The 23,018-nt window shown below is 60.3% G+C and carries 17 protein-coding genes; 8 read left to right on the forward strand and 9 right to left on the reverse strand.

The annotated features are described in order from the left end of the window. Nucleotides 1-190: 190 nt before the first annotated feature. Genes GIV35_RS25540 through GIV35_RS25550 form a run of 3 tightly spaced genes read right to left on the reverse strand, consistent with a single transcriptional unit; the run spans nt 191 to nt 3,437 of the window. On the reverse strand, nt 191-1,435 hold the full coding sequence (locus GIV35_RS25540) for a lipoprotein-releasing ABC transporter permease subunit (protein ID WP_014717521.1): 1,245 nt from the start codon (nt 1,433-1,435) through the stop codon (nt 191-193). 60 nt (nt 1,436-1,495) lie between these two features. Beyond that, nucleotides 1,496-2,179: a lipoprotein-releasing ABC transporter ATP-binding protein LolD gene (gene lolD, locus GIV35_RS25545; RefSeq protein ID WP_019818240.1), complete on the reverse strand. Its 684-nt coding sequence runs from the start codon at nt 2,177-2,179 to the stop codon at nt 1,496-1,498. Between the two features lie 7 nt (nt 2,180-2,186). Continuing rightward, a complete protein-coding gene (locus GIV35_RS25550; RefSeq protein WP_072434385.1) occupies nt 2,187-3,437 on the reverse strand; it encodes a lipoprotein-releasing ABC transporter permease subunit in 1,251 nt (416 codons plus the stop codon). 94 nt (nt 3,438-3,531) lie between these two features. Here GIV35_RS25550 and GIV35_RS25555 point away from each other — a divergent pair, with 94 nt between their 5' ends. Both GIV35_RS25555 and GIV35_RS25560 read left to right on the forward strand, forming a co-directional pair. Next, nucleotides 3,532-4,110, forward strand: a complete 579-nt coding sequence (locus GIV35_RS25555) for a PilZ domain-containing protein (RefSeq protein ID WP_054899069.1) — start codon at nt 3,532-3,534, stop codon at nt 4,108-4,110. 44 nt (nt 4,111-4,154) lie between these two features. After that, complete coding sequence (locus GIV35_RS25560) at nt 4,155-4,877, forward strand: glycerophosphodiester phosphodiesterase (RefSeq protein WP_198714783.1); 723 nt, start codon at nt 4,155-4,157, stop codon at nt 4,875-4,877. A gap of 42 nt (nt 4,878-4,919) precedes the next feature. Here the strand turns inward: GIV35_RS25560 and sthA are convergent, their stop codons facing one another. Continuing rightward, nucleotides 4,920-6,314: a Si-specific NAD(P)(+) transhydrogenase gene (gene sthA, locus GIV35_RS25565; RefSeq protein ID WP_003189670.1), complete on the reverse strand. Its 1,395-nt coding sequence runs from the start codon at nt 6,312-6,314 to the stop codon at nt 4,920-4,922. A 214-nt stretch (nt 6,315-6,528) separates the two neighbouring features. Here sthA and GIV35_RS25570 point away from each other — a divergent pair, with 214 nt between their 5' ends. Next, nucleotides 6,529-7,062 carry a chalcone isomerase family protein gene (locus tag GIV35_RS25570; RefSeq protein WP_236265061.1) on the forward strand — a complete coding sequence of 178 codons (534 nt, stop codon included), beginning with the start codon at nt 6,529-6,531 and terminating at the stop codon, nt 7,060-7,062. A gap of 171 nt (nt 7,063-7,233) precedes the next feature. On the opposite strand, the gene GIV35_RS25575 is transcribed toward GIV35_RS25570, so the two are convergent. Then, nucleotides 7,234-8,697: a glyceraldehyde-3-phosphate dehydrogenase gene (locus GIV35_RS25575; protein WP_032873405.1), complete on the reverse strand. Its 1,464-nt coding sequence runs from the start codon at nt 8,695-8,697 to the stop codon at nt 7,234-7,236. 340 nt (nt 8,698-9,037) lie between these two features. Between GIV35_RS25575 and mfd the strand changes: the two genes are divergently transcribed. The 3 genes from mfd to GIV35_RS25590 are packed head-to-tail and all read left to right on the forward strand — an operon-like array spanning nt 9,038 to nt 15,764. Beyond that, nucleotides 9,038-12,487 (forward strand): transcription-repair coupling factor, encoded by a 3,450-nt coding sequence (mfd, locus tag GIV35_RS25580; RefSeq protein WP_236265062.1) that lies wholly within the window; start codon nt 9,038-9,040, stop codon nt 12,485-12,487. A 10-nt stretch (nt 12,488-12,497) separates the two neighbouring features. Beyond that, nucleotides 12,498-13,064, forward strand: coding sequence for a CsiV family protein (locus GIV35_RS25585; protein ID WP_034126649.1), 567 nt, complete (start codon nt 12,498-12,500; stop codon nt 13,062-13,064). Between the two features lie 9 nt (nt 13,065-13,073). Beyond that, nucleotides 13,074-15,764 carry a DEAD/DEAH box helicase gene (locus GIV35_RS25590; protein WP_223024585.1) on the forward strand — a complete coding sequence of 897 codons (2,691 nt, stop codon included), beginning with the start codon at nt 13,074-13,076 and terminating at the stop codon, nt 15,762-15,764. Nucleotides 15,765-15,858: 94 nt separating this feature from the next. Here GIV35_RS25590 and GIV35_RS25595 read toward each other — a convergent pair whose 3' ends face one another. The 3 genes from GIV35_RS25595 to GIV35_RS25605 form a co-directional block, all read right to left on the reverse strand. Then, on the reverse strand, nt 15,859-19,164 hold the full coding sequence (locus GIV35_RS25595) for a DEAD/DEAH box helicase (protein WP_236265063.1): 3,306 nt from the start codon (nt 19,162-19,164) through the stop codon (nt 15,859-15,861). Between the two features lie 127 nt (nt 19,165-19,291). Continuing rightward, nucleotides 19,292-20,302: a beta-N-acetylhexosaminidase gene (nagZ, locus tag GIV35_RS25600; RefSeq protein ID WP_213153443.1), complete on the reverse strand. Its 1,011-nt coding sequence runs from the start codon at nt 20,300-20,302 to the stop codon at nt 19,292-19,294. Between the two features lie 135 nt (nt 20,303-20,437). After that, nucleotides 20,438-21,145 (reverse strand): TetR/AcrR family transcriptional regulator, encoded by a 708-nt coding sequence (locus GIV35_RS25605; RefSeq protein WP_034126647.1) that lies wholly within the window; start codon nt 21,143-21,145, stop codon nt 20,438-20,440. Between the two features lie 263 nt (nt 21,146-21,408). Between GIV35_RS25605 and lexA the strand changes: the two genes are divergently transcribed. Together lexA and sulA are read left to right on the forward strand one after the other, a co-directional pair. Next, nucleotides 21,409-22,017: a transcriptional repressor LexA gene (gene lexA / locus GIV35_RS25610; RefSeq protein WP_003172575.1), complete on the forward strand. Its 609-nt coding sequence runs from the start codon at nt 21,409-21,411 to the stop codon at nt 22,015-22,017. A gap of 10 nt (nt 22,018-22,027) precedes the next feature. Beyond that, nucleotides 22,028-22,501: an SOS-induced cell division inhibitor SulA gene (gene sulA / locus GIV35_RS25615; RefSeq protein WP_005786162.1), complete on the forward strand. Its 474-nt coding sequence runs from the start codon at nt 22,028-22,030 to the stop codon at nt 22,499-22,501. A gap of 37 nt (nt 22,502-22,538) precedes the next feature. Here the strand turns inward: sulA and GIV35_RS25620 are convergent, their stop codons facing one another. Further along, nucleotides 22,539-22,772 (reverse strand): hypothetical protein, encoded by a 234-nt coding sequence (locus tag GIV35_RS25620; RefSeq protein ID WP_003189656.1) that lies wholly within the window; start codon nt 22,770-22,772, stop codon nt 22,539-22,541. Nucleotides 22,773-23,018: the final 246 nt, after the last annotated feature.

Consider the following 23,018-nt stretch of genomic DNA (forward strand, 5'->3'; position numbering starts at 1 on the left):
CGCTACAACAGTGTAAGGCGCCACAGTTACAACGGTTACCACTCACCGATAGCGGCGGAAAAGCTAGCGGCGTGAAAACCGATAAGAATGTCCAAAATTACTGGACCAGATCAAGCCAGCTCCCACAATTTGAGCTGTGAATACAGTCACAATGTGGGAGCTGGCTTGCCTGCGATAGCGGTCCTAAAGGTTACGAATACCTGAGCGCATGCGCCGGCTCAATCTTCGCCGCCCGATACGCTGGGTAAATCGTCGCCAAGAAGCTCAACACAAACCCCGCCGAGCAAATCAGCAACACATCCCCACCTTGCAGCTCCGAAGGCAGGTTGCTGACAAAATACACATCCGAACTGAAGATATGCTGCCCGCTCACCCGCTCCAGCCAGCCCACCAGCTCACTCACGTTCAGCGCCGCAATCACCCCCAGCACGCCGCCGATCAAGGTGCCGACCACGCCAATCACGGTGCCCTGCACCATGAAGATCGCCATGATCTGCCGAGGTGTAGCGCCGATGGTACGCAGGATGGCGATGTCCGCGCCCTTGTCGTTCACCACCATGATCAAGGTGGCGATGATGTTGAACGCCGCCACGGCGACGATCATCAGCAACAGCAGGCCGATCATGGTCTTTTCCATTTTCATCGCGCTGAACAGGCTGCCCTGGGTGTGGGTCCAGTCATCCGGCTTGTAAGCCGCGCCCAGGCTGGCGGCGATATCTGCCGAGACTTTGGGCGCTGCATACAGGTCCTTCACCGCCAGGCGCACGCTTTGCACCTGGTTGGGCTGCCAATGCTGGATTTCAGCGGCGTCGGCCATGTGGATCAGGGCCATGGAGCCATCCAGTTCGGCGCCGACCTTGAAGATGCCCACCACATTCAGGCGCTGCATGCGCGGGGTGATACCGCCCGGGGCGCTGCTGAGTTCCGGCACGATCAGGGTCAGCTTGTCGCCCACGTTCAGGCGAAAACGCCGCGCAGTGATATCACCGACCACCACACCGAACTCGCCGGGTTTGAGGTCGTCGAGTTTGCCGCGCACGATGTGCTGGGCCACGATCGACACCTTGCCTTCCTGAGCCGGGTCGACGCCGCTGATCTCGATGGGCTGCATCGCGCCCTTATAGGAAAACATGCCATCCATCTGGGTGAAGGGCACAGCGGCGGTGACTTGCGGATTCTTCATCGCGGCGGCGGCCACCGGCTGCCAATCATCAATCGGCTTTACGCCGACGATGGTGGCGTGGGGCACCATGCCGAGGATGCGCGAGCTCATTTCACGCTGAAAGCCGTTCATCACCGAAAGCACTACGATCATCGCCAATACGCCCAGGGCGAGGCCGATCATCGAGGTCATCGAGATAAACGAGACAAAACGGTTGCGGCGCTTGGCGCGGGTATAGCGCGTGCCGATAAAAATCGATAACGGTCTGAACATTCGCGGGCACCGTTGGAAAAATGAAAAAGCCCGACCTCAAAAAACCGGGCTTGCAACAGGTCAGATAGCGACCAGATGACCTTCCTGCAAATGCAGTACGCGGTCCATCTGCCGGGCCATGCTCATGTCATGGGTCACCACCAGGAACGCGGTGCGCATCTGGGTGCTCAGCTCCAGCATCAAGTCCTTGATGCCCTGGGCGGTGTGGGAGTCGAGGTTGCCGGTCGGCTCGTCGAGCATCACCAGGCCCGGGTTGTTCACCAGGGCACGGGCAATCGCCACGCGCTGGCGCTCACCACCGGACAACTCCGCTGGCTTGTGCTCCAGGCGATGGCCGAGGCCGACGCGCTCGAGCAAGGCCGTGGCACGCTGACGCGCTTCAGGAATCGCGGTCTTGCCAATCAACAGCGGCATGCACACGTTTTCCAGGGCGGTGAATTCCGGCAGCAAGTGATGGAACTGGTACACAAAGCCCAACGAGCGGTTACGCAGTTGGCCACGGGCCTTTTCATTCAACGCCGACAGTTCTTCCCCGGCCAGCCAGACGCTGCCCTGGGACGGCGTATCGAGGCCGCCCAACAGGTTCAGCAAGGTACTTTTGCCGGAACCGGAACTGCCGACGATCGCCACGCGTTCGCCCGGATGCAGTTCAAGCTGCAGGTTCGACAGCACCACCACCGACTCCGGGCCTTCCTCGTAGGATTTGCCCAGGTTGCGGCAGCTCAGGATTGCTTTTTCACTCATGCCCGATTCACTCATAACGTAATGCCTGTGCTGGCTGGGTACGTGCCGCGCGCCAGGCTGGATACAGGGTGGCAAGGAAGCTCAGGACCAACGCAGCGCCGCCCACCATCAGCACGTCCTGGGTTTGCACCTGAGACGGCAAGTAATCGATGAAGTAGACGTCGGCGTTGAGAAACTTGTGGCCGATCACCTTTTCAAGCAGGGCGATGGCGGCGCTGACGTTCAGCGCGGCCAGAATGCCCACCGCCGTGCCGATCAGGGTGCCGACCACGCCGATCACGGTGCCCTGCACCATAAAGATCGCCATGATCTGCCCCGGCGTGGCGCCCAGGGTACGCAAAATAGCGATATCGCCCTTCTTGTCGTTCACCACCATCACCAGCGTGGAGATGATGTTGAAGGCCGCCACGGCGACGATCAGCAACAACAACAGGCCGATCATGGCTTTTTCCATGCGGATGGCCTGGTACAGGTTGCCGTGGGTGCGGGTCCAGTCGCGGGCGTAGTACTCGGTCTCCCCCAGGTGCTGGGCAATTTCCCAGGCGCCGCGCGGCGCATCGAACAGGTCGTTGAATTTCAGACGCAGACCCTGCACCTGGTCGGGCTGCCAGCGATGCAGGCGGGCCAGGTCGGTGAGGTTGGTCAGGCCGATGTAACCGTCGATCTCGCCAGCGCCGACGTGGAAGGTACCCACCACGGTAAAGCGCTTCATGCGCGGGAACATGCCGGCCGGGGTCACGGTGACTTCCGGGGCGACGAAGGTCAGCTTGTCGCCAACCCCTACGCCCAGCTTGGCCGCTGCCTTGTCACCGATGACGATGCCAAAGCTGCCCGGCGACAGCGCGTCGAGCTTACCTTGCAACATGAACTTGTCGATGATCGAGACGTTGCGCTCCTGGGCCGGGTCGATGCCATTGAGTAGGATCTTCTGCACTTTGCCATCGTTGGTCAGCAACCCCTGCATCTGGGTAAACGGCGCTACCGCCACCACCTTGGGGTTCTGCTGGACCTTGGCGGCCAGGCTTTGCCAGTCGTTGATGGGCGCATCGCCCTCGATGGTCGCGTGGGGCACCATGCCCAGCACGCGGGTGCGCATCTCATGATCGAAGCCATTCATCACCGACAGCACCACGATCATCACGACCACGCCCAGGGCGAGACCGATCATCGAGGTCAAGGAAATGAACGACACAAAATGATTGCGACGCTTTGCACGGGTATAACGCGTGCCGATAAATACGAAGAGAGGTCTGAACATGTCGGGGCTTGTTCGGAGGAAAAGAAGACGTCCCGGTGGCGGGGTCTGGTCAGCAGCTTTACACTCAGACCATTACCGTTACCTGGGGTTCGCCATGTCGACATTAGATGAAGAAGAGCGCCGCGAATACTACCGTATCGACGACATGATCGCACTTCAAATCAAACCCCTGTCGGGCCCCGACGCGGCGAGTAAGGAAGTGTTGCTGGATGATTCACCGCTGTTCAATCTGCTCAGCGAGCTGCACTTGAGCGAATTCGAAGCCCAGCACCTGCTGCGCCAGATCAGCGAGAAAGACCGCAGCCTGGCGGCCTTCCTCAAAGTGCAGAACAAACGCCTGGATCTGCTCAGCCAGGTCATGGCTCGCGGTTTGCTGAACGAGGTGGGTGCGCCGCAACCGGTGATCCTCTCCGAGGGCGGCATCGACTTCCAGCACCCGACACCGCTGGCCGCCGACACTCACCTGGCGGTCAAGCTGGTGCTGATGCCCCAGGCGCTCGGCCTGTTGCTGCGCGCGCGGGTGACCCATTGCGACCCCAAGGGCGACGGCTTTGATGTGGGCACGGAGTTCGAGTCCATGACCGACGCCCAACGCCAACTGCTGGCGCGCTATATCCTGCAGAAACAGGCCCAGGAACGCCGCCTGGCGCGAGAACAAAGCGAAGACCTCTGAATGCGTATTCACGACGCCAGCCATCCTGGCGCAAAGGAGCAACTGTGACCCTGATTTACGGCCACCGCGGTGCCAAAGGCGAAGCACCGGAAAATACCCTGACCAGTTTTCAGGAATGTCTCAAACACGGCGTACGTCGTTGCGAACTGGACTTGCACCTGTCCATGGACGGCGAGTTGATGGTCATCCACGACCCGACCCTCAAGCGCACCGCCGACCGGCGCGGCAAGGTCGTCGAGTACTCGGCGGCTGATCTGGTGAAAATGGACGCGCGCAAAGGCGGCCCAGGCTGGGTAAGCCCCTGCCCGATTCCACGCCTGGAGGAGTTGTTCGAACAGTGCGACTTCGATCACTGGCAACTGGAAGTCAAAAGCGCCTCGCGCACCCGTGCCGCCACCACTGTGCTGGCGATTCGCGAAATGGCTGTGCGCTTTGGCTTGATGGACAAGGTCACGGTCACGTCAAGCTCGCGGGAAGTGCTCAAGGCCGCCGTGGAACTCACCCCGGACCTGTCACGCGGCCTGGTCGCCGAATATGCCTGGCTCGACCCGCTGAAGGTTGCGCAGAACTACGGCTGTGAGTATTTGGCATTGAACTGGACGCTGTGCACCCCCGAGCGGCTGGAAAAAGCCCAGCGCCAGGGCTTGCATGTGTCCGTGTGGACAGTCAACGAACCTGCGCTGATGCGCAGGCTCGCCGACTTCGGCGTAGATAGCCTGATTACAGACTTTCCCGGTTTGGCCACTGCCACCCTCGAGAATTACTGAAATCGGTCTCCCCGGCCGGCTCAGGCCACCGGCCGGAGCCGCTCAAAAAAGCCGGTTGAGGCCGTCGTAGGCCGCTACCCGATAGGCTTCGGCCATGGTCGGGTAGTTGAAGGTGGTGTTGACGAAATACTTGAGGGTATTTTGCTCACCTGGCTGGTTCATGATCGCCTGGCCGATGTGCACGATCTCCGAGGCCTGGTAGCCGAAGCAATGCACGCCGAGTACTTCCAGGGTTTCGCGGTGGAACAGGATTTTCAGCATGCCTTGCGGCTCACCGGCAATCTGCGCACGCGCCATGCTCTTGAAGAACGCCTTGCCCACTTCGTAAGGCACCTTGGCCTTGGTCAGTTCGTGCTCGTTCTTGCCGATCGAGCTGATCTCGGGAATCGTGTAAATCCCGGTCGGCACGTCGTTCACGTAGCGCCAGCTGCCATTGTCGACAATGCTGCCAGCGGCCGAGCGGCCCTGGTCATGGGCGGCACTGGCCAGGCTTGGCCAGCCGATCACGTCACCGGCGCCGTAGATGTTCGGCACGCAGGTGCGGTAGTTCTCATCCACTTCGATCTGGCCACGGCTGTTGACCTTGACCCCGATGTTTTCCATGCCCAGCTTGTCGGTGTTACCGGTACGGCCGTTGCACCACAGCAAGGCGTCGGCCTTGATCTTTTTGCCGGACTTGAGGTGCAGGATCACACCGTTGTCCAGGCCTTCGACCCGCTCGTACTCTTCGTTATGGCGCACGGTGATGTTGTTGTTGCTGAAGTGGTAGCTCAACGCCTGGGAGATTTCCGAGTCGAGGAAGCTGAGCAACTGGTCGCGGTTGTCCACCAGCTCGACCAGTACACCCAGGCCACTGAAGATCGAGGCGTATTCACAGCCGATCACGCCGGCGCCGTAGATAATCAGTTTGCGCGGGGTATGGCCCAGGCTCAGGATGGTGTCGCTATCGTAGATGCGCGGGTGGTGGAAATCGATATCCGCCGGGCGATACGGGCGCGAACCGGTGGCGATGATAATGTGCTTGGCCACCAGCTTCTCGACCACGCCGTTGGCGCAGACCACTTCGACGGTTTGCTCGTCGGCAAAACTGCCGGTGCCGAAGAACAGGTCGACGCGGTTACGGGCGTAGTAGCCGGTACGCGAGGCGACTTGCTTGGAGATGACTTTTTCAGCGCTTTTCAGTACGTCCGGGAACGAGAACCAGCGCGGCTCACCAATGGCCCGGAACATCGGGTTGGTATTGAACTGCATGATCTGCCGTACCGAGTGACGCAACGCCTTGGACGGGATGGTACCCAGGTGGGTGCAGTTTCCGCCGACCTGGCGACGGCTATCGACCATCGCCACCTTGCGCCCTGCTTTGGCAGCGTTCATCGCCGCACCTTCTCCAGCTGGGCCGGAACCCAGTACCACCACGTCGTAGTTGTAGACAGCCATGCGTACTCCTCAGAACAGGCCAGGCGTACGGTTGGACGCCGGGCTAAATCATGCCGCGGCCAGCGAGCATGAAGGACAATTTGGCTCAAGTGTGTGAACCGGGGCACAGTCTATAGAAGGCCGAGCGCCGCGAACATTAACCCTTGGTCGCGTCGTAGGCCAGTGTTGCCATACTACAGGACGCACATCAGCGTCGAATTCAGGATGAGCCATTATGCGACAACTATTTTTCTGTTTGATGCTAATGGTGTCGCTCACGGCGCACGCCAACGATGCACAGCGGCTCAAGCAGGCAAGCTTCCCCGCACAGGTCGAGGGGCTGGCCCTGAAAAACCAGGCGGTGTTCAACTATCTCTGGGCGGATGTGTATGCCGCCGCGCTGTATGCACCCGCTGACCTGCCGGCAAAGCAGGCCTGGGACCAGCAGAAGGCTGTGCGCCTGGCGCTGTATTACTTTCGCGACATTGACCGCGATGATGTGATCAAGGCGGCCACCGTCACCTTGGAGCGCCAGCAAGCCAATGCCGGGTTGAACCCAGAGATAGCCAAGCTGCACGCGCGCTTTCGGGATATTCGCAGCGGTGATCGCTATGCCCTGGATTTTCGTCCGGGGCGCGGGTTGAATCTGGAAATTAATGGGCAGGTGGTGTTCAGCAGCCCAGATGCTGAGTTAGCGAAGGCCTACCTGGGTATCTGGCTCGGGCCCAAAGGGCTGTCGGACAGTTTGCGCAACACGCTATTCAAGTGATGGCGGCGTTGACGGTTCCATCGTCATCGCAGGCAAGCCCGCTCCCACAGGTAAATGCAGTTCAACTGCGGGAGCTGGCTTGCCTGCGATAAAGCCCTCCCACACACCACAAAACCCACAGCCATAAAAAAGCCCCGAACCAGTCGGGGCTTTTTCATTCAGCGCAAAGGCTTAGCGCGGAAACGCAGGCGGGTTGACCCCAGCCATGTCTTCCATCACGCGAACCACCTGGCAGCTGTAGCCGAACTCGTTGTCGTACCACACGTACAGCACAACACGGTTGTCCTGGGTGATGGTCGCTTCGGCGTCCACCACACCAGCATGGCGCGAGCCAACGAAGTCGGTGGAGACCACTTCCTGGGAATTGACGAAGTCGATCTGCTTATGCAGGTCGGAGTGCAGCGCCATGTAGCGCAGGTACTCGTTCATCTCTTCACGGGTGGCGGCTTTCTCAAGGTTGAGGTTGAGAATGGCCATCGACACGTTCGGCGTCGGTACGCGGATCGCGTTACCGGTCAGCTTGCCGGCCAGCTCAGGCAGGGCCTTGGCAGCGGCGGTGGCAGCACCGGTCTCGGTAATCACCATGTTCAACGCGGCGCTACGGCCACGGCGATCGCCCTTGTGGAAGTTGTCGATCAGGTTCTGGTCGTTGGTGTATGAGTGAACGGTTTCAACGTGGCCGTTAACGATGCCGAACTTGTCATTCACAGCCTTGAGCACCGGCACGATGGCGTTGGTGGTGCAGGAAGCGGCAGACACGATCTTGTCGTCAGCGGTGATTTCAGCGTGGTTGATGCCGTGCACGATGTTCTTGAGCTTGCCCTTGCCAGGCGCGGTCAGCACAACGCGGTCGACACCCGGGCATGCCAGGTGCTGGCCCAGGCCCTCGGCATCACGCCATACGCCGGTGTTGTCCACCAGCAGGGCGTTCTGGATGCCGTACTGGGTGTAATCCACCTCAGTCGGGTTCTTCGCGTAGATCACCTGGATCAGGTTACCGTTGGCGGTGATGGTGTTGTTTTCTTCGTCAATGGTGATGGTGCCATTGAACGAGCCGTGTACCGAGTCGCGACGCAGCAGGCTGGCGCGCTTGGTCAGGTCGTTCTCGGCGCCTTTGCGCACCACGATGGCACGCAGGCGCAGGCCGTCGCCGCCACCGGTTTTCTCGATCAGGATGCGCGCCAGCAGGCGGCCGATACGGCCAAAGCCGTACAACACCACATCGGTGCCTTTGCGGGCGGCAGCGTTTTGCTGGCCAACCACATCGGCCATTTCTTCACGTACGAACTGCTCGGCAGTGCGGCCGGCACCTTCTTTACGGAACTTGTAGGCCAACTTGCCCAGGTCTACCGAAGCCGCGCCGAGCTTGAGCTCGCTCATGGCTTTGAGCAGTGGGAATGTTTCGTGGACGGAGAGTTCGCTGTCGTCGGCGGAGCGATGGCGCGCAAAGCGGTGCGCTTTGAGAATCGCGATGACAGACTGGTTGATCAGGCTGCGGCCATAGATCGAGCTCACCACATTGTTATTGCGGTACAGCTGACCGATAAGCGGAATCATCGCTTCAGCGAGTGCTTCACGGTCGATCCATTCACCAAGACACTGGTCGGGCTTCTGAGTCACGGGAACCTTCCACATGTAGGGGCAGAAAAAAGGGGCTACATTATGTCGCCCGACTGAGCGTTGAGCAATGCGCGAAGGGCAACAAAAAGCCCTTGCAAAAAAATACCACCGCGCTACAGCCCAGGAAATACGCGGGTTCCAGAAGGCCACTAGTTTGGCGAGCGGGCCGACTTGTCCGTAACTCTCCTAAACATTCGCGCATTTTGGCACTACATATTGAGTCAAAACCCGCCATTGTTTGTCTTAGCCACTACATTTCCTGCAAACCGTAATAGGCACAGTCAGCAACTGACAGGCGGCACCTGGGGCCGTTACAATTACCGACTTTGTCGCAACGCTTGGAGCTCAACCTTCCGTGCCCGTTCTGCGTCTACCGCTACTCCCTGCCGCGGCAGGTAAACAGCATTGGGGCAACCTGCCCGGTGCCGCCCTAAGCCTGGCCATTGCCGAGGCTGCCAGCGCAGCCAAGCGCTTTACCCTGCTGCTCACCGCCGACAGCCAAAGTGCCGAACGGTTGGAGCAGGAGCTGAGCTTCTTCGCCCCGGATTTGCCGGTGCTGCATTTTCCCGACTGGGAAACCCTGCCCTACGACCTGTTCTCGCCGCACCAGGACATCATCTCCCAGCGCATCGCCAGCCTGTACCGCTTGCCGGAACTGGCCCACGGCGTGCTGGTGGTGCCGATCACCACCGCCCTGCACCGGCTGGCACCGACCAAGTTCCTGCTCGGCAGCAGCCTGGTGCTGGACGTGGGCCAGAAGCTCGACGTCGAGCAGATGCGCACGCGCCTGGAAGCCAGCGGCTACCGCTGCGTCGACACGGTGTACGAGCACGGTGAGTTCGCGGTGCGCGGCGCCTTGATCGACCTGTTCCCGATGGGCAGCAAGTTGCCGTACCGCATCGACCTGTTCGATGACGAGATCGAGACGCTGCGCACCTTCGATCCGGAGAACCAGCGTTCCATCGACAAGGTCGACTCGATCAAGCTGCTGCCGGCGCGGGAGTTCCCGCTGCAAAAAGACGCGGTCACGCGCTTCAAGGCGCGCTTTCGCGAACGCTTCGACGTGGATTTCCGTCGCTGCCCGATCTTCCAGGACTTGAGCAGCGGGATTACACCTGCCGGTATCGAGTACTACCTGCCGTTGTTCTTCGACGAAACCTCCACCCTCTTCGACTACCTGCCCCAGGACACCCAGGTGTTCTCGCTGCCGGGTATCGAACAGGCGGCGGAAAACTTCTGGAACGACGTGCGCAACCGCTATGAAGAACGCCGCGTCGATCCATCCCGGCCTTTATTGCCGCCCGCTGAACTGTTCCTGCCAGTTGAAGACTGCTTCGCCCGCCTGAAAAACTGGCCGCGGGTAGTCGCCAGCCAGCAGGACGTGGATACCGGCAGTGGCCGCGAGCGTTTCCCGGCGAGCGCGTTGCCCGATCTGGCGATCCAGGCCAAAGCCACGCAACCGCTGGAGGCGCTGTCGAACTTCCTCGGTGACTTCCCGGGCCGCGTGCTGTTCACCGCCGAATCCGCCGGGCGTCGCGAAGTGCTGCTGGAGCTGTTGGAACGCCTGAAGCTGCGGCCAAAAACCGTCGACAGCTGGCCGGACTTTGTCGCCAGCAAAGAGCGCCTGGCAATCACCATCGCGCCGCTGGACGAAGGGCTGCAGCTGGATGACCCGGCGCTGGCCTTGATCGCCGAAAGCCCGCTGTTCGGCCAGCGCGTGATGCAGCGCAGGCGCCGGGAAAAACGCGCCGATGCCAACAACGACGCGGTGATCAAGAACCTCACCGAGCTGCGCGAAGGCGCGCCGGTGGTGCATATCGACCATGGCGTGGGCCGCTACCTGGGCCTGCAGACCCTGGAGATCGACAACCAGGCCGCCGAATTCCTCACCATGGAATACGCCGAGGGCGCCAAGCTCTACGTGCCGGTGGCCAACCTGCACCTGATCGCCCGCTACACCGGCAGCGACGACGCCTTGGCGCCGTTGCACCGACTGGGCTCGGAGACCTGGCAGAAAGCCAAGCGCAAGGCCGCCGAACAGGTGCGCGACGTGGCCGCCGAACTGCTCGACATCTATGCCCGCCGTGCTGCCCGCGAAGGTTATGCCTTCGCCGACCCGAAAGCCGACTACGCCACTTTCAGTGCCGGCTTCGCCTTCGAAGAAACCCCGGACCAGCAAACCACCATCGAAGCGGTGCGCGCCGACATGCTCGCGCCCAAGCCGATGGATCGCCTGGTGTGTGGCGACGTGGGCTTCGGCAAGACCGAAGTGGCCATGCGTGCAGCCTTTATTGCGGTGCACGGCGGTCGCCAGGTGGCGATCCTGGTGCCGACCACCCTGCTCGCCCAGCAGCACTACAACAGCTTCCGCGACCGCTTTGCCGACTGGCCGGTGACCGTGGAGGTGATGAGCCGCTTCAAGTCCGCCAAGGAAGTGAACGCCGCCGTCGCCGACCTGGCCGAGGGCAAGATCGACATCGTCATCGGTACTCACAAGCTGCTGTCGGACGATGTGAAGATCAAGAACCTGGGCCTGGTGATCATCGACGAAGAACACCGCTTTGGTGTGCGCCAGAAAGAACAGCTCAAGGCCCTGCGCAGTGAAGTCGATATCCTCACCCTCACCGCCACGCCAATTCCGCGCACGCTGAACATGGCGGTGTCGGGCATGCGCGACCTGTCGATCATCGCCACGCCACCGGCGCGTCGTTTGTCGGTGCGCACCTTCGTGATGGAGCATAACAAGAGCACGGTCAAGGAAGCCCTGCTGCGCGAACTGCTGCGCGGCGGCCAGGTGTATTACCTGCACAACGACGTAAAGACCATCGAGAAATGCGCCGCCGACCTCGCCGAGCTGGTGCCGGAAGCACGTATCGCCATTGGCCATGGGCAGATGCGCGAGCGTGAACTCGAACAAGTGATGAGCGACTTCTACCACAAGCGCTTCAACGTGCTGATTGCCTCGACCATCATCGAGACCGGCATCGACGTGCCGAGCGCCAACACCATCATCATCGAGCGTGCCGACAAGTTCGGCCTGGCGCAGTTGCACCAATTGCGCGGTCGCGTCGGGCGCAGTCACCACCAGGCCTATGCCTATCTGCTCACACCGCCGCGCCAGCAGATCACTTCCGATGCGGAAAAACGCCTGGAAGCGATCGCCAATACCCAGGACCTCGGGGCCGGCTTTGTATTGGCCACCAATGACCTGGAAATCCGTGGTGCCGGTGAATTGCTCGGCGACGGCCAGAGCGGGCAGATCCAGGCGGTGGGTTTCACGCTGTATATGGAGATGCTTGAACGCGCGGTAAAAGCCATCCGCAAAGGCGAACAACCGAACCTCGACCAACCCTTGGGCGGCGGCCCGGAGATCAACCTGCGCTTGCCGGCGTTGATTCCCGAAGACTACCTGCCGGATGTGCATGCACGGTTGATCCTGTACAAGCGCATTGCCTCGGCGGCCGACGAAGAAGGCCTCAAGGACTTGCAGGTAGAGATGATCGACCGTTTCGGCCTGCTGCCGGAACCGACCAAGAACCTGGTGCGCCTGACCCTGCTCAAGTTGCAGGCCGAGCAGTTGGGCATCAAGAAAGTCGACGCCGGGCCGCAAGGCGGGCGTATCGAATTCGAAGCCCAGACGCCGGTCGACCCGTTGGTGCTGATCAAGCTGATCCAGGGCCAGCCCAACCGCTACAAGTTCGAAGGGGCTACGCTGTTCAAGTTCATGGTGCCGATGGAACGTGCCGAAGAACGCTTCAACACCTTGGAGGCGCTGTTTGAACGCCTCATTCCGAAATCCGTTTAAGGACGCCCCCATGCGCGTGTTCCGCATTTTGAGCCTGTTGTTGGTGGTACTCGCACCTTCGGCCTTTGCCGACAGCCTGTATCAGGTGGAAATGATCCTGGTGCGCCAGAATGCGGAACCGGTGATCAGCAGCCGCGCCGCCCCGGAAAACTGGGATGCGGGAGCGCCGCGCCTGGGTGAGCGGATGAGCCCGCCGCGCCTGGGCAATATCGTCGACAAGCTGCGCGCCGACACCAACTACACGGTGCTCGCCCACAAGGCCTGGGAACAGAACCTGGGCGAGCAAGCGGTGAAGGTGGCGATCACCGACGGCCAGGAGCAATTCGGCCAGTTCCCTATCGAAGGGGTGTTGAGCCTGCAACTGGGGCGCTTTACCGATATCGACGCGGACTTCTGGATCAACCAGTTCGACGGCAACGGCAGCGTAATCGCCAGCGAACACTTGAGCCAGAAAGACGTGCGCACCAAGAACAACCAGCTCAACTACCTGGATGGCGGCCACCTGGCGCTGCTGATCAAGATCACCTCGCTGACCGCCAAGCCACCCAGCGCACCACCGCCCGACCTTCAGGACTGATTGCGCGCCATGCCCCTGACGTCGTCGTTGACCAAACCCCTGGCCCCTTCGTGGGCCAATCGCTTCAAAGAGCAAAGCCTCGAGCGCGGGCGGCGCTACGCCCTGGAGAACCGCGTGCGCATCGTCGAGTGCGGCGACAGCACCATCACCGCCAGTTGCGAAGGCTCGGGCGGTAATGTTTACCGCCAGACCATCTCACTGCGCGAATCGGCCAAGGGCCTGCTGATCCTGGTGGACAGCCGCTGCACGTGCCCGGTGCACACCAACTGCAAACACATCGCGGCGGTACTGCTCAAGGTCCAGGAAACGCTGGCCTACCCGGCAGCGGCCCAGGATGCGCAACTGCTGGAAAAACTCCAGGCGGTGCTCGATAACCGCGTGGTCCTGCCGCAGGTGGTGATGGACGACGTGCAACCGGTGCCGCGCCTGTGGCTGGCCAGCGTGGAATTCAGCGCGTTCGAGCCGCGCAACGGCAAGATGCAGCGCTATATCCAGCACCGTGCGGCGCTGTCGTTCAACTACCTGGGCAACTATGTCAGCGGGCAAAAAAATGCCGACATCATTGTGCGCCAGGAGACGCAGAGCCTGCGGATCAAGCGCCAACCCGAGCAAGAACAGGCCTATCGCGAACACCTGCGCCTGCTTGGCTTCAAGATCGCCACGCGCCAGAGCAAGGCCCTGCCGGAAAGTGCCGGCGAGCTGTTCGAGATGGTCAATGACAGTGCCTGGCTGAACTTCACCCTCAATGTGTCGCCGACTTTGCGTGCCGAGGGCTGGGAGCTGCAGATCGATGAAGACTTCGGCTTTGACCTCAGTCCCGTCGATGACTGGTATGCCACGGTCGATGAGGGGCCGGAACGCGATTGGTTCGACCTGGAGCTGGGCATTATCGTCAATGGCGAACGCTTGAGCCTGCTGCCGATCCTGCTGAACCTGATGCGCTCTCATACCGAGATCCTCAACCCGGAGAAACTGGCGCGGCGCCGCGATGAAGAGCTGATCCTGGTGAACATCCCCGGCCTGCCCAACGGCCACGGCCCGCTGCAAGTGGCGCTGCCCTACGGCCGCTTGAAGCCGGTACTGGCGACCCTCGGCGAGTTCTACCTGCAGGAAGCCGGCACCACCGCGCTGCGCTTGGCCAAGGCCGACGCGATTCGCCTCAATCCGCTGGAAGACCTGCCACTGCAATGGGAAGGCGGCGAGAAGATCCGCAACTTCGCCCAGCGTCTGCGCGATATCAAGGATTTCACCTGTGTGGCGCCCGAAGGCCTGAATGCGACCTTGCGCCCCTACCAGCTGGAAGGTCTGAGCTGGATGCAGTCGCTGCGCCAACTGGAGGTGGGTGGGATACTCGCGGATGACATGGGCCTGGGCAAAACCTTGCAGACCCTGGCGCACATCCTCACCGAAAAAAACGCAGGGCGCCTTGATCGGCCCTGCATGGTCGTGATGCCCACCAGCCTGATCCCGAACTGGCTGGATGAAGCCGCGCACTTCACCCCGCAACTGAGAGTGCAGGCACTTTATGGCGCAGGACGTAAGAAACACTTCGCCAACCTGCAGGACTACGACCTGCTGCTGACCACCTACGCCCTGCTGCCAAAGGACATTGAACAGCTCGCCGCCCTGCCCTTGCACGTCTTGATCCTGGATGAAGCGCAGTACATCAAGAACCCGTCCAGCAAGGCGGCCCAGGCCGCACGCGAGCTGAATGCCCGCCAACGCCTGTGCCTGAGCGGCACGCCTTTGGAAAACCACTTGGGCGAACTGTGGTCGCTGTTCCACTTCCTGTTGCCGGGTTGGCTGGGCGACGTGAAGAGCTTCAACCGTGATTACCGCGTGCCGATTGAAAAACGTGCCAGCGAGGTGCGATTGCAGCACCTCAACGGTCGGATCAAACCCTTCCTGCTACGCCGCACCAAGGAACAAGTGGCAACCGAACTGCCACCCAAGACCGAAATCATCCACTGGGTCGACCTCAACGAGGCCCAGCGCGACGTGTACGAAACCATGCGCCTGGCCATGGATAAAAAGGTCCGCGACGAGATCACCCGCAAGGGCGTGGCCCGCAGCCAGATCATCATCCTCGAAGCCCTGCTCAAACTGCGCCAGGTGTGCTGCGACTTGCGCCTGGTAAACGACGCCACCCTGCCCGCGCGTGGCAGCAGCTCGGGCAAGCTCGACAGCCTGATGGACATGCTCGACGAGCTGTTTTCCGAAGGCCGCCGGATCCTGCTGTTCTCGCAGTTCACCTCGATGCTGAGCCTGATCGAGGCCGAACTGAAAAAGCGCGGCATCGCCTACGCCCTGCTGACTGGCCAGACCCGGGATCGACGTACACCGGTGAAAGACTTCCAGAGCGGTAAGTTGCAGATCTTTTTGATCAGCCTGAAGGCCGGCGGCGTGGGCCTGAACCTGACCGAAGCCGACACGGTTATCCACTATGACCCCTGGTGGAACCCGGCCACGGAAAACCAGGCCACCGACCGTGCGTACCGCATCGGGCAGGAAAAGCCGGTGTTCGTGTACAAGATGATTGCCCGGGGCACGGTGGAGGAGAAAATTCAGCACTTGCAGAAGGAGAAGTCCGATCTGGCTGCGGGCGTGCTGGATGGGCGAACCACGGGGGATTGGCAGTTGGGCAATGACGAGATTGAAGCGTTGTTTGCGCCGTTGCCCAACAAGCAAGAGAAGCGCTGACTATTCGAGTGATATCGCAGGCAAGCCAGCTCCCACATTTGAAATGCATTCCCCTGTGGGAGCTGGCTTGCCTGCGATGGCCGCGCCGCGGTTTTCAGCCAGGCAAAGGTGCAAAGAGCGCTTCGATATCCCGCTGCTCCAGCTTCCAACCCGCACTGGCACCACCTTCCAGCACCCCATCGGCCAAAGCGGCCTTCTCCAACTGCAACGCCTGAATTTTTTCCTCCACTGTGCCCCGGGCAATCAGCTTGTACACGAACACCGGTTTGTCCTGCCCGATGCGGTACGCACGGTCGGTGGCCTGCTTTTCCACCGCCGGGTTCCACCACGGGTCGTAATGAATCACCGTGTCAGCCGCCGTCAGGTTCAAGCCCGTACCGCCCGCTTTCAGGCTGACCAGGAATAAAGGTGTCTTGCCGTCCTGGAAATTCTTGACTGGGGTACGTCGGTCAAGGGTGTCTCCCGTCAGGATCGAATACTCAACCCCACGTTGCTTGAGCTCTTCTTCAATCAGCGCCAGCATTGAGGTGAACTGCGAGAACAACAAAATCCGCCGCCCTTCGCTGAGTAACTCTTCCAGCATTTCCATCAAGCTGCCCAGCTTGCCGGTGCCAACCTTGGCAGCTTTAGTCAGCGGCGCAGATTTGACCAGGCGCAAGTCACAACACACCTGGCGCAGTTTGAGCAGCGCTTCAAGAATGATGATCTGGCTGCGGGCCACGCCATGCCGACTAATTTCGTCGCGCACCTTTTTGTCCATCGCCACACGTACCGTTTCGTAAACATCCCGCTGTGCGTCGCTCAGCTCGACCCAGTGCACAATTTCGGACTTGGGCGGCAATTCCGTCGCGACCTGCTCCTTTTTCCTTCGCAACAAGAACGGTTTGATACGCGCCGTAAGATGTTGCATCCGTTGGGCATTACCGTGTTTCTCGATGGGCGTGCGGTAATCGCGATTAAAGGTCTTGCTATCCCCCAACCAGCCCGGCAACAAGAAATGAAACAGCGACCACAGCTCGCCCAGATGGTTTTCCAAAGGCGTACCGCTCAAGCATAAACGCTGGCCGGCCTCCAACTGACGAGCCGCCTGGGCCGCCTTGCTATTAGGGTTCTTGATATTTTGCGCTTCGTCGAGGATCAGCACGCTCCAGCGCTGAGGCTGCAGGACTTCAAGGTCTCGCGGCAACAGTGCGTAGGTAGTGAGTATCAGGTCGTAATCGGCAAGACGCGTGAAATCAGCCTGACGCTGCGCGCCGTGCAGCGCCAGGACTTTTAGCTGTGGCGTAAAGCGTGCAGCTTCGTCCATCCAGTTCGGGATCAGGCTGGTGGGCATCACCGCCAGTGCAGGTGTCTGCAAGCGGCCAGACTGCTTTTCGCAAAGCAGATGGGCGAGCGCCTGCAGGGTTTTGCCAAGCCCCATGTCGTCACCCAGAATCCCGCCGACTTCCAGCTCGCGCAGGGTTTGCATCCAGTTCAGCCCTTCGAGCTGATAGCCGCGCAGTTCCGCGTTCAGGCCCTGAGGAGCCGGCACATGAACGTGCATGGAGTCTTTAAGGCGCTTGGCGAAATCACGCAGTCGCTCGCCGCCCTGCCAGACCAAGGGTAGTGCATCCAGGTTACTGAGCCGTGCCGCATCCGGCGCGCTTAGGCGCAGCGCATCGCCTTCAGGTGCGCGCAAGTAGAGCTCGCCGAGGGTCGCCATCAGAGGTTTGATACGACCGTAGGGCAGCGCAACTTTGGTATGAGTACGGGCACCCAAGCTGACCAACACGCGCTCATCATCATCACGCTCGGCCATATAGGCGGCGTCAAGCAGCTTGGGTTGACGACGCATCAAGTCAAGTACGATTGGCAGCAGGCTATAACGCTCGCCGCTGACCTCGATGCCCAACTCGAGGTCGAACCACTCATGACCGGGCGACTCTTCGATGTCCGCGTACCAGCCGTCTACAGCCTCCACATCGTAATAAAACCCCGGATGGATGACGACGTCCCACCCTGCTTCACGCAGAACCGGCAGCGCCCTTTCAACAAAAGCCAGCCAGGCTTCATCGTTGGGTAGATCGAACATCTCTCCAGCACCGGCAGGCAGGGCACGGGTTTTGCGATTGACCGTTTTAAAGCCGATCCTTGTGAGCGTCTTGCGCAGGGCTTTTTCAGCCACAGGCTTGCGTTGGATGCGTTGGGTTTCGGTACCGTTGAGAAACAGGATGTCCTCAGTGCCCTTGCCGCTGACCAGGCTTGTGTCGTAGCGGAAAGCCAAGGCAGCGCGATGTTCCAAAGTGAGCATTTGCCGACGGTGCGCCTGGCTGTAGACGTAGGACTCGTCGCTTCCCAGAATGAGACATCCTTGAGGCTCTAACGTATCCACCACACACTCGGTCAACTCGCGCGGCGGAGGAATCACCCTGGACGCCGCACTGATGCGATGACTGAATAACGCGACTTGATCAGCTGGAATCATCGGCAATGTGCACAGATGCACGGCCAGATTTTCATCCAACCCATGCTCGATCACCCCAACCGCCATGTTATCGAGGTCAAGATAATGAATCGGTTTGAGGGGCAGCACATCGTCCAGCTCTCGCCCGTCGCTGATCCAGCTGGGAATGTAATTGCCATCGGGCAACACGGCCCAATCGAAACGCGCAGTGCGGGCCGGGCCGGGGTTAAGCGCCAGTCTTGGGCCCAGTTCAAGAAACAGGCGTTGGGTTTTCAGCGCCAATTGGAGAATTTCGGCCCCCATCTCACCCGCCAGCTCAAAGCTGCTGCCATAGCTCCCATAAGAGCGGCCCAACATCAGCAGTCGACCAATGCGTGTATCCAACTCATGCATATAACCAGGGGCACGGCGCAATGTTTCATCCATCGAGTACAGCGGCCTGATATCGCTGTAATCACCTTTTTTCGTCACACGCGCCCGATATACCTCTAAGGACCACCTCATCGAATAGGGATCGGGGGAGATTTGGTACAGCAAACAGGTACCAGTGTTCTTAGGCTGAACCTCATCCACCTGGGTAGGCTTGGGGATACTTTCAAGCCAATTTTCGAGCTGCGGACTCAGACGGTCAGCCACCTGCTTTTTTGGTTCGTTCAGCTCGTCATACAGCGCGGTCAACGTAAACAAGGCCGCAGCTGCGTGCTTGCAATTGATCGCCACCGGACAAGAACAGACGCACCTGATGCCCGTCCAGCGGGATGCTGCATCCTCCAGGCTGATCACCAGGGAATAGACGTTACGGCCAGACCCTTTGCACTGTGCAATCAGCCTGTCGTGCCCGAATTCTTTTATCTCAAGGCGATTCTCGCCAGCATACTCAAACCCACGCTCCAGCGAACGAGGGTCAAAGTATTCCTGCCAATCCAACTCGACGATACGTGCAATCAGGTCATTCATGGAACAGGACTCTACATCGGTCAGCAACGAGATTTAAAGCAAGGCGACTCCTACAAGGCGGTACGAGATCGCTACAGCCACATTAAGACGCTTCCTACACCCAGCTTGTTTAAGAGCACAGCAACGTTTATTCAATCAGTTGCGCGTCTCGCAACGCAGTAAGCGCTGTCAGCCAACGCGGATCCTGCTTGTAATCAGTCGACGCAACCGCCTGCCCACGCATACGCGCAATCCGCGCCGATGGCGTGACCTTCATCCGCTGTGCTGCACTGAGCGCCAGCTCGGCCGCCGCACGGTCATTGCACACCAAGCCCATGTCACAACCGGCGGTCAGCGCCGCTTCGATACGACTGGCCGCATCGCCGACCACATGGGCGCCAGCCATGGACAGGTCATCGCTGAAGATCACCCCGTCGAACTGCAACTCACCGCGCAGGATGTCCTGCAACCAGCGGCGTGAGAAGCCAGCGGGCTGGGCATCGACCTGCGGGTAGATGACGTGCGCCGGCATCACGGCGGCCAATTGCTTGCTCAGGCGTGCGAAAGGCACCAGGTCGTTGGCGCGAATCTGTTCCAGGCTGCGCTCGTCATTGGGAATGGCGACGTGGGAATCAGCCTCGGCCCAACCATGGCCAGGGAAGTGCTTGCCGGTGGCGGCCATGCCGGCGCTGTTCATGCCACGGATAAATGCACCCGCGAGCACGGCAGCACGCTCGGGGTCGCCTTCGAAAGCACGGGTACCGACCACGGCGCTGCGTTGGTAGTCGAGGTCCAGCACGGGGGCAAAACTCAGGTCCAGGCCCACCGCCAGCACCTCGGTGGCCATGATCCAGCCGCACTGCTCAGCCAGGTATTCAGCGTTGGGGTTATCCGCCAGCGCACGCATGGCCGGCAGGCGCACGAAGCCTTGGCGCAGACGCTGTACGCGGCCGCCTTCCTGGTCTACAGCCAGCAGCAAGTCCGGGCGCACTGCGCGAATGGCTGCGCTCAATTCGCGAACCTGACGCGGGTGCTCGATATTGCGCGCAAAAATGATCAGGCCGCCCACTTCCGGTTGGCGCAACAGATGACGATCCTCGGCCGTGAGCCAGGTACCGGCGACGTCGACCATCAAAGAACCTTGCAGGGCAGCGGTCATAAACCTTCCTTAAATAACGCACACAACCCGTGGTCCCTGCCAGGCACGGCAAGGACGACGGGTTGCGAATAGATAGCTGAAATCGGCATGGCGGCTAGCTTAGCGGATGCAAGCGGCCGCGCCCACCCGCAACGATCAAACCTTGGCGGCGACCGGTACGGTTTTGCTGCGTGGGCGCAACTGAGCGGTGGCCATGGCCGGGTCGGTGACGCCGGTTTCGGCGCGCATGCCAGCGGCGAGGAACGGCACCATCAGGCGCATGACTTGCTCGATGGACGTGTTCACACCGAAATCGGTCTCGGCAATTGCCCGCAGCGCCTTGATACCCGACATGCTGAAAGCTGCGGCACCGAGCATGAAATGCACACGCCAGAACAGTTCGATAGGCGGAATACGCGGGGCCGCTTCGTTGACCAGCAGCATATAGCGGCGGAACACCTTGCCGTACATGTCTTCCAGGTAACGGCGCAGGTGGCCCTGGCTCTGGCTGAACGCCAGGCCAAGCAGGCGCATGAAGATCGATAAGTCGTTGCCGCTGCGGGGCTGCACGACCAACGCTTGTTCCACGAGGATTTCCAGCAGCTCTTCCAGGCTGGGCTTGTGATCGGCCTTGGCCTGGCGGCGTTCCAACTCACGGTCAAGGCTTGCGCAGAACGGGCCCAGAAAGCGTGAGAACACCGCCTGGATCAGGGCCTTTTTCGAGCCGAAGTGGTAATTCACGGCGGCCAGGTTGACCCCAGCCTTGCTGGTGATCAGACGCAATGAAGTTTCAGCAAATCCTTTTTCCGCGAACAATTGCTCGGCAGCATCGAGAATGCGTTCAACGGTTTCCGACTGGGCCATGGCTACTCCGCCTGACAAACACTTGTTTGAAACATACGTTTCAGAGTGTGTCTTGTCAAGCCTGCGGGTCCGCTTTGCGGCTGGTCGGTCATCTGTTTCACCGCTATTTAATCATATCCTCGCAGCTCTGTAGGCGGCGCCGCTTCTGCTCTGTAGGACGGCTGACGGATGACCGTCCAGCGGAGCCGCCAAAAAGGATGATTGCCAAGCGCAGTTCACTGTATATAATCCCAGTCACTGTATAAAAAGACAGAGCGATCAACATGCTAAAACTGACGCCACGCCAAGCTGAGATTCTGGCTTTTATCAAGCGCTGCCTTGATGACAATGGTTACCCGCCTACCCGTGCGGAGATTGCCCTGGAATTGGGGTTCAAGTCCCCGAACGCCGCCGAGGAACACCTCAAGGCCCTCGCTCGCAAAGGTGCGATCGAGATGACCCCGGGTGCTTCGCGGGGTATTCGCATCCCTGGCTTCGAAGCCAAGGCAGACGAGTCGACACTGCCGATCATCGGTCGCGTCGCCGCAGGTGCGCCGATCCTGGCGCAGCAGCACGTCGAGGAATCCTGCAACATCAACCCGACCTTCTTCCATCCGCGTGCCGACTACCTGTTGCGTGTGCACGGCATGAGCATGAAGGACGTGGGCATCTTCGACGGCGACCTGCTGGCCGTGCATACCACCCGCGAAGCCCGCAATGGCCAGATCGTCGTTGCCCGTATCGGCGACGAGGTCACGGTCAAACGCTTCAAGCGCGAAGGCAGCAAGGTCTGGCTCCTGGCCGAAAACCCTGAGTTTGCCCCGATCGAAGTCAACCTGAAAGACCAGGACCTGGTGATCGAAGGCTTGAGTGTCGGCGTCATTCGCCGTTAAAGGAGGCATCATGCAGCTCGTGCACACCCCACAACACACACAACTGTCGCTGTTCGAGGCCTTCATGGCCCAGCCCCTCGCGCCAATCCTCAAGGAAACGGTCGAAGCCCCCTGGGGCGGCGAACCTGAGGCGTTCAGTGAATTGTCGTTGCGCGGTGCGGCTGAGAGCTGCCTGAACCTGCTGGCACCTATCCTGCGCGAATTGAGTGAAGATCAGGACGCCCGCTGGCTGACATTGATCGCCCCGCCCGCCAGCCTCACCCAGGCCTGGCTGCGGGACGCCGGGCTCAACCGCGAGCGTATCCTGTTGCTGCAACCACGCGGTGCACAAAGCGCCCAGCAGCTAACCTGCGAAGCCTTGCGCCTGGGCCGTAGCCATACGGTGGTGAGCTGGTTGAACCCGCTGAATGCCAGCGCCAAGCAGCAACTGATCAGCGCTGCGCGTACGGGTGATGCACAGAGTTTGAATATTCGATTGGGGTAATGATGGGCGCGCCACAGAAGCAGCCTTCACGAAGGACTCAGTGAAGAACGCGCGGCCCTTCTTCTTTCTCCGGCTCGCCTTCGGCAAGGCGACCTGCCATCTGCACGCCCACGCTCAACATGGCTTTAGCCACTTCGACGTGCTGGCCTTGCAGGAAGACCTTGGCGTCTTCGGAGAAATCCAGAATAACCAGAGAACCCTCGTCCTCCGCCCGGCGCAGTTCGATTCGGCCGTCAGGCAGTTCAACAATTTCCAGAAAGGACGTTGGCATAAAAGTCTGTTCTCCACGAAAGGCCTGGGATTATATCAGTCATCCACCCAGCCTCGCAGGGGATATGGACAGGTTTGTTGACGGCTTGATGAATGGTGCCCTGTCAAAACGCTAATCAATGTGGGAGCTGGCTTGATCTGGTCCAGTAATTTTGGACATTCTTATCGGTTTTCACGCCGCTAGCTTTTCCGCCGCTATCGGTGAGTGGTAACCGTTGTAACTGTGGCGCCTTACACTGTTGTAGCG

The organism is Pseudomonas sp. PA-1-6B (genome assembly GCF_021609545.1).
Lineage (GTDB): Bacteria > Pseudomonadota > Gammaproteobacteria > Pseudomonadales > Pseudomonadaceae > Aquipseudomonas > Aquipseudomonas fluorescens_BV.